This is a genomic window from Pseudoalteromonas sp. SWXJZ94C (assembly GCF_015864385.1).
Taxonomy (GTDB): domain Bacteria; phylum Pseudomonadota; class Gammaproteobacteria; order Enterobacterales; family Alteromonadaceae; genus Pseudoalteromonas.
In genome coordinates, this window is sequence record NZ_JADYXF010000002.1 from 160,203 (window position 1) to 172,793 (window position 12,591).

Consider the following 12,591-nt stretch of genomic DNA (forward strand, 5'->3'; position numbering starts at 1 on the left):
GGTAAAATGAGTGAGCGCCCAGCGCCAATTGAATATGGCGAACTGACTATTTTGTATCAAGATGAAAACTATGTAGCGATAGATAAGCCTTCAGGTTTACTCGTTCATCGCTCATTTTTAGATAAACACGAAACCCAATTTGCAATGCAAATGTTGCGTGACCAATTAGGGCAACATGTTTTCCCTGTTCATAGACTCGATAGACCAACATCCGGTGTATTGCTTTTTGCATTAAGCTCAGAAGCTGCTCGTGATATGAACCAGCTATTTATTGAAGGCACTATCGCTAAGCGATATTTAGCCTTAGTGCGTGGTTTTGCGCCTGAGTCGGTATTTTTAGATAAACCATTAAAAGAAGAGCTTGATAAAATAGCCGATAAGTTTGCAGATCAAGATAAAGCCCCGCAAGAGGCGCAAACGCAGTTTAACTGTTTGCACCAAGTCGCGCTTCCTATCCCGATAGGCAAATACCCAACAATACGTTACTCGTTAGTTGAGTGTTTTCCAAAAACAGGACGTAAACACCAAATTCGCAGGCACCTAAAGCATTTGTCACATCCTATTATTGGCGATGTAAATCATGGTGATAACCAGCATAACCAATTTTTTAGGGAGCATTTTGAGTTCAGAAGACTAATGTTATTTGCAACTGAGCTTAGTTTTGTGCACCCTTACAGTAATGAATCAATAACAATTAAAGCGCCACTAGGTAAAGAAATGCTGCAAATTTGCAAGCAACTTGGTTGGCCAGAAGATGAAAAGGATTATTAATGGCACATATTAGTGTTTTTGTAGGCAGCGTTAATGGCGGTGCTGAGCGTTTGAGCGACGAAGTTGCAACAACAATTGAACAAGCTGGGCACACTGTCTCTGTTATTAGTGAGCCTGCGCTGGATGATATTAAGAACGCATCACACATTTTAATTGTTACCTCAACCACGGGGCAAGGGGATGTGCCAGATAATTTAGCGGGACTATTTTATGCGCTGAATAGTACCTTTCCTATGCTAACTGATAAGCCTTTTGGTGTAATTGCGATGGGTGACAGAAGTTACGGTGATACCTTTTGTGGGGCAGGCCGCAGTTTTGATGAGCTATTACGTGATTTACAAGCAAAGCCTGTTGGTAATCGTTTAGAGATTGATGCATGCGAAGATTTTGAACCTTGGCCGGTTGCAGAGCCTTGGTTAAAAAGTTGGTTGGAAAAGCTGCCATCTTAATTTACGTATTATTTTAGCTAAAGTTGCTAAGGTAAAGAGCAAAAAGGAGCGCATGCGCTCCTTTTTCATGTTTATGGCTTTGTAAATTAGCTACTTCTTACATCTACTTTAAGTTTTAGCTTTTGACCTGGTTGCAAATACTTTTCACCAGCCAAATTGTTCCACTTAATAATATCGTTAATAGTTAAATTAAACTTAGACGCTATACGTGCTAATGAATCTCCCCGGCGTACTTTATAAGTAATTGTACGGTCGGTTCTGTTTTTTGCAGTTTGGGTTTTATTAGCCGATTTATAAACGGTTAGCTTTTGATTTAAGCGTAGTACAGAATTTTTTCTTAGCTTATTCCATTTTGCCAAGTCATCCATAGTTACGTCGTATTCACGGCTAATATCCCACAACGTATCACCACTTTTTACTGTATGCGAAAGCTTTGTACGCGTACTCTTATTTGCAGCTAAGCGCATCTGCTTAGGTAAATGCTCACTATTTATTGCACCATCAGTAAGTGGTACTAGTAGCTTTTGACCTACACGAATAGTATTAGAGCTTAATTTATTTAATGATTTAATTGCACTAGAGCTAGTCGTAAATTTTTTCGCAATAACCGATAAACTATCACCACGTACAACAGTGTAACGTTGCCAGCGTAGTCGATCTTTTGCATCGGTAAGAGCTAGTTTTTGACTAAACTGTTCTGCTTTATCCACTGGCAATAGTAAAAAATGTGGACCGTTTGGATCAGTTGCCCAGCGGTTAAAGCCAGGGTTTAATCTGTATAGTTCAGTCAGTGTTATATCAGCCATGTCAGCTGCGAGTGCTAAGTCAATTTGCGATCCCACATCAACTACTTCAACTACTTGTGCATTAATAACGGGTTGCCACGTAACGTTAAAATCATCAGAACGCTTTAATAAATCAGCGAGCGCGAGTAATTTAGGGACATATGCCGTTGTTTCACTTGGTAAATCAAGTGACCAAAAGTCGGTTGGTAGGTGTTTTTTTCGGTTCTTTTTTATTGCTCGTAATAAACGACCTTCACCTGAGTTATAGGCAGCAATTGCATTTAACCAATCACCATCAAGGGTTTTATGTAAATACGACAAATAATCAAGAGCAGCTCGTGTTGACTGTACAATGTCACGACGACCGTCGTACCACCAATTTTGCTTTAAATCAAAACGCTCACCGGTTTGTGGCATAAATTGCCAAATACCGGATGCACTACGGTTAGAGTAACCAAAAGGGTCAAATGCACTTTCTACAATAGGAAGTAGGGCTATTTCGATTGGCATTTCACGCTTTTCAACTTCTTCTACAATAAAGTGTAGGTATGGTTCTGCTCGTTTAGAAATACGATCTAAATAAGCTTGATGCTTTGCATAATAATTACGTTGCGTTACGACTGGGCGATTTTGTGGGACTTTTATAGAAAGCTGGTAGCGAATACGCTCCCATACATCATCAAAAATAGGGGCTGCTTCGTCGTCATTATCATCAGCTACTTGCTGATATTGTGCGTTTATTTTCAATGCATTGTTAATGTCGTCAGGGCTTGCGCCTTCGAGCTGTTCGTTTGCCTGATTAGCAACTTGTGAGTCTGAATCTTGGGTTGTCAGCGTTTGACAACCACTTAGTGCTAATACTAAGGCTAATAAAAGGGGAGATTTATTCATAAATACCAATACATCGAGTAAAAAACTCGGCGAATACTACCCGTTATGAGTAAACATTGCCACTTAATGACTTTTCAATACATCACGCTTAATTACTAACTAACTTTAACTATTTGATAGTTAGTTAGTTAGTAATTATTATTGAATAATAACGCTTGTGCTAAAAATTGTCTTTGAACTGTCTGAGACTCGCAAAGTTCTCCCAAGGTTCATTGTTTTTTGTAACTAAGGACATTTTTGTTGGCACGAGTTCTGTAATTGTAGGTAAGTCGCTTCGCATAAATGGGTTTATTTTCAGCTCTTGCCCAATTGAGGTCGGTAAAGATATTTTATTTTGACTACGCAGTTCATCAACTTTTTTACTGTATGCAAGTAGTTCAGGATTGCGCGGTTCAACTGCTTTTGCAAAAGCAAGGTTTGCTTGCGTGTACTCGTGTGTGCAATACACATTGCAACTTTCAGGTAAGCTACGTAGTTTATTAAATGAATGCCACATTTGCTCTGCAGTACCTTCAAATAAACGCCCACATCCTCCACTAAATAATGTGTCGCCGGTAAATGCGAGTTCGTTATTGGTATAACAAATATGGTCTAGCGTGTGTCCTGGCGTTTCGATAATATTGAAATCAACATTAAGTACATTAATATTTTGACCATCTTTTAGTGGGTGAGTAATCCCTTTGAATGGGCTATTAGCCGGACCATAAACAGGTATGCTTGGATTGCTGGCAACTAATGTTGCTACACCATCTGTATGATCATAATGATGGTGTGTAATTAAAATGCCAGCAAGTATTAAGTTATGCTCAGCTAAGTGCGCTATTACTGGTTCGGCTTGACCTGGGTCAACTACCCAAGCTTGGTTACTATTACTATTTGTTAAGCACCAAATGTAATTATCGGAAAAGGCTTTAATTGCTTTGACTTGCACCATGGTAAATTGCTCTATAAAGTGACAGTTAACACATAGTATAACGAGCTCATAAAATGAAACCAGCCCTTAGTTTTCAAGAAGGACCCAAACCACTGTCGTGGCAGCAGTTTCCTCATGGGGACTATTTACGTGCAGGCATTGAACGTAAAATGGAACCATGGTTACCCCGTATGTTTGGTTATCATATGCTTAAGTTAGGTAATTTAAGCGGAGAATTAAATACAAGTATCAGCACTATTAAGCACCAAGTATGTGTTGCTGAGCCTGGACCTTACACTGGGGTGGTTGCTGATATAGATGAGTTACCATTTTATGAGCATAGCGTTGACGCGTGCATTTTAAGCCATTGCTTAGAGTATCACTCTGATCCGCATCATATTTTACGCGAAGCTCACCGCACGTTAATTCCTGGTGGGTATATTGTTATTACAGGTTTTAACCCATTTAGTTTATGCGGACTTGCACAAATGCTGCCCTTTAGTGGGCAAAAATTACCGTGGACAGGGCGCTTTTTTACTCCGGCAAGAGTTAAAGATTGGCTTAATTTATTAGGATTTGAAATTGTAGGCGATGAGCGTTTTATTTATTCATCATTAGCAAGAGGAAATCGGTTATCAAGGTTTGAATTTTGGCGTACCTTTGCTAAGCAATATTTAAAACCGATGGGCAGTGTTTATATGCTGGTGGCACGTAAAAGAGTTGCGCCACTTACGCCTATTAAACCTAAGTGGCATGCTAGACCGCAGTTTTCACCAGTAAAAGGTGCCGGACTAAGGCAAACATCTAAACAACACTTTAAGCAATGTGAGCAAGACAAAAATAATAGTTAAGTGATTATTAAATGTCTTGCAGATACATTAATTTTTAATAAAGTAAATGCTCTATAGGCAAAAATTTTAAACTGTTGCCTGAGATAAGTTTATTAAGAATAAAGGTATTTTAAGGCTGGTAGCCTACATCCTCTAGTAAATATTTACTACCGGCTGCGTCGCGAGCGAGGTCGTCAACTATTTCGTTATACTTATGACCACTGTGGCCTTTAACCCATTTCCAAGTTACAGTGTGTTCGCTGCATGCTTTATCTAAACGTTTCCATAAATCTACATTTTTAACTGGTTTTTTAGCGGATGTTAACCAACCACGTTTTTTCCAGTTAGCAATCCACGATTCTATACCTTGTTTAACATACTGGCTGTCGGTTGTTATAGTTACAACACAAGGGCGGGTCAGTGATTCAAGGGCTACAATAGCCGCGAGCATTTCCATTCGGTTATTAGTTGTGAGTTTATAGCCTTGGCTTAATTCTTTTTCGTGGGCATCGTAAATCATAAAAATACCATAACCGCCGGGGCCTGGATTACCTAAACATGAGCCATCGGTGTAAATCTCTACGGTTTTTTGCACTGTTTTACCTTGATCTTATGTACAATAAAGTGATTATAGAAAGATACCAGAATCAGGCTAAATTCGATATGGCACGTAGACAAATAGTTTTAGATACAGAAACCACCGGCATCGACCCTAAACAAGGGCACCGTATTATAGAAATTGGTTGTGTGGAGTTAGTAAATCGCCGCTTAACAGGTAATAACTTTCATGTTTATATTAATCCACAACGAGCAAGCGAAGAGGAAGCAATAGACGTTCACGGTATTACTAATGAGTTTTTACGTGACAAGCCGTTGTTTCATCAAATTGCACAAGAGTTTTTCGACTATATTGAAGGAGCTGAACTCGTTATCCATAATGCACCGTTCGATGTTGGGCATATGGACAATGAATTTGCATTACTTAATCAGGGCTATCCTAAAACAAGTACATTTTGCCAAGTTCTCGACACGCTTAAAATGGCGCGTGACTTGCATCCAGGTCAAAAGAACAACCTTGATGCATTATGCCGTCGTTATGATGTAGATAACGCTAAGCGTACTTTGCATGGCGCATTGCTGGATTCTGAAATATTAGCTGATGTTTACCTTGCTATGACTGGGGGTCAAACAAAGCTGAATTTGAATCAAAATAAAGATGATGGCAGCGATCAACAAAAGGGTGGAATAAAACGTTTAAGTAGCGATAGAGCGCCGCTTATTGTATTGCATGCAGATGATGCAGAACAAAGCGCACACGAGGCGCGATTAGATCTCGTTAATAAAGAAGGCGGTCAATGTTTATGGCGCGCTGAATAAGGCTAATAAATGAAAACGATGTATTTTGTAACAGCGCTATGCACAGCTAGTTTTTTTACAAGCCATGCGTATGGTGTTAAGCAAGTTGAGGTACTAAAGCGCGACGGGCAACAAAATGAGATCCCTCTTTTAGAAAATCGTTTTCGTATCGACAGCCAAGTTGATGAAATAACTTTACTCTTCTTTAGAAAGTCAGGCGCGCCAGCCGTTATTTTAGTCAGACCAGACGGAAGCAAGTATTTTGCTACTGAGTCGGTTAAAAACCCTAATTTGGAGTGGTTTGACGAGCTAAACTACGATCTTGTTACTATTAAAAATCCTATGCCAGGGCCATGGCAAGTAATCGGCAGTATATTGCCCGAAAGCCGAATTGTAGTGCTTGGGGAAATTTCTCTTTTGGCAGATCCACTCCCGCCTATGTTATTTAGAGGTGAGACACTCAAAATCACTGGAAAAATATTAAATGATGGCGAGTCAATTAATGCCAATTTATTTAAAGATGTGGTGAGCCTCAATGTCGACTTTGTTAGTACTAATAATGATGCATTTGCTAACTTTGGGACTAGCACACAAGAAGTCGCCTCATTTAAAGACGACGGACGGGAATTTGATGAGCGCTCAAACGACGGTATTTTTACTGGTGAGTTTAAATTAGATTTTCCAGAAGGAGAGTGGATACCAGAATTGTACGTTGCAACACCTTTACTACAGCGCCGTATAGTGCAAGACACAATTATCGTTCATGAGCCTCCTTTTAGTTACGATATTGTACTCGGTGAGGAAAATATTGATGAGCATCTGCTTACTATTAATATTGATAGTAAAATAGTTAAAGCAGAAACAGTGCTTATTCAGGGTAAAATTTACTATCCCAATAATGAAGAACAAATGTTTACCATTGATGCCGCACCTAATGCATCACGTCAGCTTGCAATTAAAAATTATGATTGGGGTCGATATAGTGTTGAGTTGTCTGTTTTTGGTACAAATATTAATGGTCGTGAATTTATGGCGACGCTCCCGACATACAAATTTGAAATAGCACGACCTATCGAAGCCGTACCAGAAATCGATCCTAGTACAATAATTAACCCCGACCTTATAATTGAGAGCGAACCCGAAGAAGAGAAAATGGCAACAGCGACATTAATTAGCTTAATAGTTGGTTGTAATTTGTTCGTTTTATTAATAGGTTGGCTTGGTGTTCGTATATTTGTTCAGAAAAAACCAATTACATTTAAAGTTAAGCTGCCTTTCTTAAATAAAAAGAAAGACGAAAATAGTGAAATGACTGATTCCAAAAATAATCAAAGTAGTTCAAACGGGTCAAAAAATGACAAATCAGGTGAAATTTTAAACCTTTCGATGTCAGATGACTAAAAAACCTATAAAAAAGTAAAAAAGCCCTTGACGAAATAGGGGCTGGTTCGTATTATTCACGCCGCTGTTAAGGGAGACCTAAACGGCACCGGAAATATGGAGTGGTAGTTCAGTTGGTTAGAATACCGGCCTGTCACGCCGGGGGTCGCGGGTTCGAGTCCCGTCCACTCCGCCATTTTCGAAAACTTGTAAGTACTAAGCTGGAGTGGTAGTTCAGTTGGTTAGAATACCGGCCTGTCACGCCGGGGGTCGCGGGTTCGAGTCCCGTCCACTCCGCCAACACTTACACAACGTATGGTTGTAAAACATATTCTTATTATGGAGTGGTAGTTCAGTTGGTTAGAATACCGGCCTGTCACGCCGGGGGTCGCGGGTTCGAGTCCCGTCCACTCCGCCACTTGTTATTTCCTCAATAACAAGTTTATGCTTGAAAAAACACTCAAAACACTCAAAACACTCAAAACACTCAAAACACTCAAAACACTCAAAACACTCAAAACACTCAAAACACTCAAAACACTCAAAAAGTTAACTTTTTTCCTACACACTGCTTTTGATATTGATTTGTATTACCATTTGCTTTAATTTGTTTTAATACTATAAAAATTATGGCTTTCTATGTCTGCACCACAGGCCTATCAACGCAACAAATCTGATTTTGATATTTTAGTTGTTGAAGACGATACATTACTTAATGATCAAATTACGGAATTACTAGCCAACCAAGGATACTCTGTTACACAGTGTTTTGATGGTAATCAAGCGCTTGATTTAGCGGTTGCTCAACGTTTTAGTCTTATTTTATTAGATGTTATGTTGCCGGGCAAAGACGGTTTAGCAGTACTTAATATTTTACGTAGTTGTAATAACACCCCTGTAATAATTGTATCGGCAAAACATGCTGAAGAAGAGCGTATTCTAGGTTTATCAGCCGGTGCAGATGATTACTTAGCAAAACCGTTTAATAGCCAAGAATTATTACTACGCGTAGATTCAGTACTAAGGCGCGTTTTTAAACAAGACACAAATACCCCTTACATTGCTAATATTGATGGACTTGAAATAGATAGCCTACACCAGCAGGTTTTTCTGCATTGTGAGCTATTAGCTTTTACGCCTATTGAGTTTGCCTTGCTGCAAATTTTAATGAAAAACCAAGAACAAATACTGTTAAAACCTTTTTTATATCAAGTGGCGCTTAACAAGCGTTTCAGTCAGTACGATCGTAGTTTAGATATGCATATGAGTCGTATACGAAAAAATTAAATAACGCCGGCTGGGATGGCAGCCGTTTACACACTGTGCATGGGCAAGGGTACTGTATTAAATGACACGACGTTTATTTTGGAAGCTGTGCTTAATTATTGGTACTGGTGTTGTTGCGATGTTTTATTTAATTAATGTCGCGGTTAATCATTTTGAAAATGATATGAGCATGTTAAGTGACTCAAGCCGAGAAGAGTTAATTAATTGGCAAAAAAAGGCTGAGGTTATATTTGATCAAGGCGATATGAGCGAACTTGAGCGTTGGGTTGATGATTTACAACAACAAGAAAATATTTGGGCTGTAATTGCTAAAGCCAATGTGGTTGAGTTAGCTGGTAATCGCTCTCATCGTTATGAGTATACAGGGTATAACTTGGGGCGAAGTATTGATTGGAAAATCCATCTGTATTTTGAGCATGCACCCGTTATGCAATTACCTTTTAAAGATGGTGCAACTAGCCTTGTTGTGCAGTTGCCGCAAAGAATGCGCCCAGGATCACTTTGGAATTTAACACGTTTGTCGTTACAAGTTTTATTACCAATGCTGATATTGGTGTGTTTATCGATTGTGTTATATCGCCATATTATGCATCCCATTAAAGAACTCGACTTAGCAAGTAGGGCATTTAGCAAAGGAGACTTTAGTGTCAGAGTTCGAGAGCAGCTGGGCTCACGCAATGATGAACTATCCCAGTTAGCTGAAACATTTGATTTAATGGCAGAGCGGATCAGTGATCAGATTATGCATCAACGTGTATTACTAACTGATCTGTCTCACGAGTTGAGAACACCTTTAACACGCTTAGACATAGCAACTGACAATTTACTCACTCACAGAGAAAAAGGTGTAGAAGACACGCAAATCAAATTAGAGCGTATTCACAAAGAGTCACAGCACATCCGTAAGTTAGTGGATGACACGCTTACTTTATCCTGGTTAGATAACGAGTCACCTCAGTTGCGCATTGAATCTTTGGATTTAGTCGATTTACTCGAAATTCTCATTGAAGATGGGCGTTTTGAGTACCCAGATAAACTGATTTCTGCTGACTTACCTAATCAAGCCCATATTGAAAACAGTAATCACAGAGCATTAGGTCAAGCACTGGAGAACATACTTAGAAATGCACTACGTTACACACCCATTAATAAAAAAGTACGGGTTAGCCTCATTGATTATAAACATGAATATCAAATTATTATTGCAGATCAAGGTCCAGGAGTACCTAAAGAGCATTTAAATACTATTTTTAGACCTTTTTTCCGGATTGATTCAGCTCGCTCATGCAACAGTGATAGCTTTGGTTTAGGGCTTGCTTTAGCACAAAGGCAATTACATGCGATTGCTGCAACAGTATTTGCTAAAAACGATACTGCAGGTGGTTTAGTGATGACTGTAACGGTTCCTAAAGGTGTATAAATTACATTTTATATTGTGCTTGTAAAAACTGAGCAACGCTTTCTCGTCCTGCTCACGCCCTTACTTACATGTTTTTAGACAACTAAAGTAGATTGCACCTAACACGTCTTTGTATATGTCCTAAATGTAACAAATGTAAAATTGCTATGCTTTTCATTAAAAGAAAATGATAATCCTTCTTATTTGCAATTAAGAAGGAACGTCCCCCTTGAAAAAATTAGCCTTAATGAGTGCTATTTGTGCATCATTTAGTTCACCTATATACGCGCAAGAACTTGCTAAAAATACAGCGTCTGTTGAAAAAATATCTGTAGTTGGTTCTGCAACTAATTTGAGTATTACAGCTGAAGAAATAGAACAATATCAAGCAAGTGATCTGGCTGACATTTTTCGACATTCACCTTCTGTTAGTGTGGGTGGCTCGGTAGGCGTTGCACAAAAGATCTATATTCGTGGTGTTGAAGATTCTTTATTAAATATAACGGTTGATGGTGCACAGCAAACATCAACGTTATTTCATCATATTGGTCGTGTAACAATAGATCCTGACCTATTACAGCAAATAGATGTGCAAGCAGGTGCCGGAGAAGCAACAAGTGGTCTTGGTGCGATTGGCGGCTCTATCCGCTTTAAAACTAAAGACGCGCAAGACCTACTTAATCAAGGTGAACAATTTGGTGGACGTGTTAAAGCAAGTTACTTTTCAAATGACGGTACGCGTTTAAGCACCAGTGTATACGGTAAATTAAGTGATACATGGGGTGTACTAGGATATTTCAGTACTGTGGATCGCGACAACATGGAAGATGGTGATGGCGATACTATTTATGGTACGGCTGCCGATCAAGATATGATGTTTATTAAAGCCAGTGGTGAGTTAGCAGATAATCATCATTTGTCGGTAAGTATTGAAAAACGCGACGAAGAAGGGGATTTTTCAGCACGCCCTAACTGGGCGGTACAAGAAGGTGATGCTTTGTACCCAAGTGAAGCAGAGCGAGAGACTTACGTTGCTAATTATATATTTTCTCACAATAACTTATTGTATTTAGAGGTGACAGCATACAAAACCGAATCATCTTTTAATGGCGGTCGATTTGCTTGGCTTGCTGACATTGACACATATGGCTTAGATATTCGTAATACAAGTATTATTGATGAACATAAATTTGTTTATGGCATTGATTATAGAAACGATGAAGTATCGAGTGGGTCTGCAGCAGGTGCAAAAGAAAATTCAGAACAAGGCAGTGTACTGGGTGTTTATGCACAAGGTTATAGTGATATTACTCCACAACTTTTACTGAGTTATGGGGTGCGTTTTGATAGTTATAAGTTTAAACAAGACATCTTATTAGATGAATATTATGGCACTGCAATTACAGAAAGCGCATCGAGTTTAGACGACAATGAAGTGAGCTTTAATATCGGTTTAGCATATGACATTAATGATGCTTGGACAGTAGGGCTTGGGTATGCTGAAGCCGCGCGTGGTAAACAAATAGGGGATGGCTTTACCATTGATGGATATTTATATGACGGTTCAGATATTCCAGTAGCGGATGAAAGTTTAGTACCTGAGACCGTAGCTAATATTGAAGCATCCATAACGTACACTAATGAAAATTTATCCGCTAAGGCAAGTATTTATAATTCGTCTTTAGATGATGTGATATTTGAAGGGTATGAAGGAAACTCGGTTTATAACAATATAGGCACGTTAGAGACTAAAGGATTTGAGTTTGACCTAGCATATCGTTTAAATTCATTTGATTTCTTCATTGGATTTTCAGCTACTGATACAGAGCTTGACCCACGTGATGGGTTGTACAGTGTAAGTTATGATGCAATTGATATTAATGGCTATGAGTTTGTCGGTTTAGGTAATAGCAGAGGCAATACATGGGTTGCTGGCGTTGATTACGACATTAACACCGATGCAAAGGTTGGTTTTAGTGTAACTAAAGTCGATTCACTCGATATTGATACTCTTCATCAAGCTGTTGACCTTGGTTGGACTGATTCTTTATATACCCTAAATAAACCAAGCTATACCACTGTTGATTTATATGGGCAGTGGAATGTGACGAATGCATTATTATTTAATGTTGCTGTTACTAACTTATTTAATGAGTTATATATCGATCATTCAAGTGTGGGTGATTACAGTGAAGTATTTGACACTGTTGTTGGTCCATACGAATCTGGGCGCGATATTCGCTTATCGATTTCTTATCAGTTTTAAGAATAAGTAACTTATTTTATGTTCTTAAAATCGTTTAAAAAGTGGGTCTTTTGGGCAGGGCAAGATCACGAACTTTACCTTGACTTAAAAGTATGATCTTATACTCCTTTTTTCAAGGAGCATTCTCATGCTTGATATTCAGCTATTTAAATATTTCGAATCAATCGATGATCCTCGCCAACAAGGTAAAGTGGTTCATAAACTATTTGATATCATATTCTTAGCCGTCAGCGCTGTTGTGTCTGGATGCCAAGGCTGGGAAGA

At 38.9% G+C, this 12,591-nt stretch carries 12 protein-coding genes and 3 tRNA genes; 12 read left to right on the forward strand and 3 right to left on the reverse strand.

Translation table 11 applies throughout. The annotated features are described in order from the left end of the window. Window positions 1-6: 6 nt before the first annotated feature. Window positions 7-771 carry a tRNA pseudouridine(65) synthase TruC gene (gene truC, locus I6F65_RS01500; protein WP_231613075.1) on the forward strand — a complete coding sequence of 255 codons (765 nt, stop codon included), beginning with the start codon at window positions 7-9 and terminating at the stop codon, window positions 769-771. Continuing rightward, window positions 771-1,220 carry a flavodoxin gene (locus tag I6F65_RS01505; protein ID WP_197111182.1) on the forward strand — a complete coding sequence of 150 codons (450 nt, stop codon included), beginning with the start codon at window positions 771-773 and terminating at the stop codon, window positions 1,218-1,220. Before truC ends, I6F65_RS01505 begins: the two co-directional genes overlap by 1 nt. 86 nt (window positions 1,221-1,306) lie before the next feature. Here I6F65_RS01505 and I6F65_RS01510 read toward each other — a convergent pair whose 3' ends face one another. Together I6F65_RS01510 and gloB are read right to left on the reverse strand one after the other, a co-directional pair. Next, on the reverse strand, window positions 1,307-2,896 hold the full coding sequence (locus I6F65_RS01510; RefSeq protein WP_024612064.1) for a LysM peptidoglycan-binding domain-containing protein: 1,590 nt from the start codon (window positions 2,894-2,896) through the stop codon (window positions 1,307-1,309). Window positions 2,897-3,056: 160 nt separating this feature from the next. Then, entirely contained in the window at window positions 3,057-3,830 is a 774-nt protein-coding gene (gene gloB / locus I6F65_RS01515; RefSeq protein ID WP_166113776.1) for a hydroxyacylglutathione hydrolase, read from the reverse strand. Between the two features lie 53 nt (window positions 3,831-3,883). On the opposite strand from gloB, the gene I6F65_RS01520 reads away from it, so the two are divergent. After that, on the forward strand, window positions 3,884-4,660 hold the full coding sequence (locus I6F65_RS01520) for a class I SAM-dependent methyltransferase (RefSeq protein ID WP_024612062.1): 777 nt from the start codon (window positions 3,884-3,886) through the stop codon (window positions 4,658-4,660). Window positions 4,661-4,769: 109 nt separating this feature from the next. On the opposite strand, the gene rnhA is transcribed toward I6F65_RS01520, so the two are convergent. Further along, window positions 4,770-5,234, reverse strand: a complete 465-nt coding sequence (gene rnhA, locus I6F65_RS01525) for a ribonuclease HI (protein ID WP_197111183.1) — start codon at window positions 5,232-5,234, stop codon at window positions 4,770-4,772. A 68-nt stretch (window positions 5,235-5,302) separates the two neighbouring features. On the opposite strand from rnhA, the gene dnaQ reads away from it, so the two are divergent. From dnaQ to I6F65_RS01570, 9 genes are all read left to right on the forward strand, one after another. After that, window positions 5,303-6,016 carry a DNA polymerase III subunit epsilon gene (dnaQ, locus tag I6F65_RS01530; RefSeq protein WP_166113773.1) on the forward strand — a complete coding sequence of 238 codons (714 nt, stop codon included), beginning with the start codon at window positions 5,303-5,305 and terminating at the stop codon, window positions 6,014-6,016. A gap of 9 nt (window positions 6,017-6,025) precedes the next feature. After that, the gene (locus I6F65_RS01535) at window positions 6,026-7,396 is read left to right on the forward strand and encodes a TIGR03503 family protein (protein WP_197111184.1); all 1,371 of its coding nucleotides are present in this window, start codon (window positions 6,026-6,028) and stop codon (window positions 7,394-7,396) included. Between the two features lie 98 nt (window positions 7,397-7,494). After that, window positions 7,495-7,571, forward strand: a tRNA-Asp gene (locus tag I6F65_RS01540). Window positions 7,572-7,598: 27 nt separating this feature from the next. Then, window positions 7,599-7,675 (forward strand) — tRNA-Asp (locus I6F65_RS01545). A gap of 41 nt (window positions 7,676-7,716) precedes the next feature. Beyond that, window positions 7,717-7,793 (forward strand) — tRNA-Asp (locus I6F65_RS01550). A 221-nt stretch (window positions 7,794-8,014) separates the two neighbouring features. Beyond that, window positions 8,015-8,662: a response regulator transcription factor gene (locus I6F65_RS01555; RefSeq protein ID WP_331461410.1), complete on the forward strand. Its 648-nt coding sequence runs from the start codon at window positions 8,015-8,017 to the stop codon at window positions 8,660-8,662. Window positions 8,663-8,723: 61 nt separating this feature from the next. Beyond that, window positions 8,724-10,082 carry a histidine kinase sensor domain-containing protein gene (locus I6F65_RS01560; RefSeq protein WP_197111185.1) on the forward strand — a complete coding sequence of 453 codons (1,359 nt, stop codon included), beginning with the start codon at window positions 8,724-8,726 and terminating at the stop codon, window positions 10,080-10,082. A gap of 208 nt (window positions 10,083-10,290) precedes the next feature. Further along, window positions 10,291-12,327 (forward strand): TonB-dependent receptor, encoded by a 2,037-nt coding sequence (locus I6F65_RS01565; RefSeq protein WP_197111187.1) that lies wholly within the window; start codon window positions 10,291-10,293, stop codon window positions 12,325-12,327. 127 nt (window positions 12,328-12,454) lie between these two features. Next, a partial coding sequence (locus I6F65_RS01570; protein ID WP_197111189.1) for a transposase family protein occupies window positions 12,455-12,591 on the forward strand: 137 nt, incomplete at its 3' end.

Coding starts and splice junctions, on each gene's coding strand:
- truC (WP_231613075.1), top strand. CDS start 7: ATGAGTGAGCGCCCAGCGCCAATTGAATATGGCGAACTGACTATTTTG.
- I6F65_RS01505 (WP_197111182.1), top strand. CDS start 771: ATGGCACATATTAGTGTTTTTGTAGGCAGCGTTAATGGCGGTGCTGAG.
- I6F65_RS01510 (WP_024612064.1), bottom strand. CDS start 2,896: ATGAATAAATCTCCCCTTTTATTAGCCTTAGTATTAGCACTAAGTGGT.
- gloB (WP_166113776.1), bottom strand. CDS start 3,830: ATGGTGCAAGTCAAAGCAATTAAAGCCTTTTCCGATAATTACATTTGG.
- I6F65_RS01520 (WP_024612062.1), top strand. CDS start 3,884: ATGAAACCAGCCCTTAGTTTTCAAGAAGGACCCAAACCACTGTCGTGG.
- dnaQ (WP_166113773.1), top strand. CDS start 5,303: ATGGCACGTAGACAAATAGTTTTAGATACAGAAACCACCGGCATCGAC.
- I6F65_RS01535 (WP_197111184.1), top strand. CDS start 6,026: ATGAAAACGATGTATTTTGTAACAGCGCTATGCACAGCTAGTTTTTTT.
- I6F65_RS01555 (WP_331461410.1), top strand. CDS start 8,015: ATGTCTGCACCACAGGCCTATCAACGCAACAAATCTGATTTTGATATT.
- I6F65_RS01560 (WP_197111185.1), top strand. CDS start 8,724: ATGACACGACGTTTATTTTGGAAGCTGTGCTTAATTATTGGTACTGGT.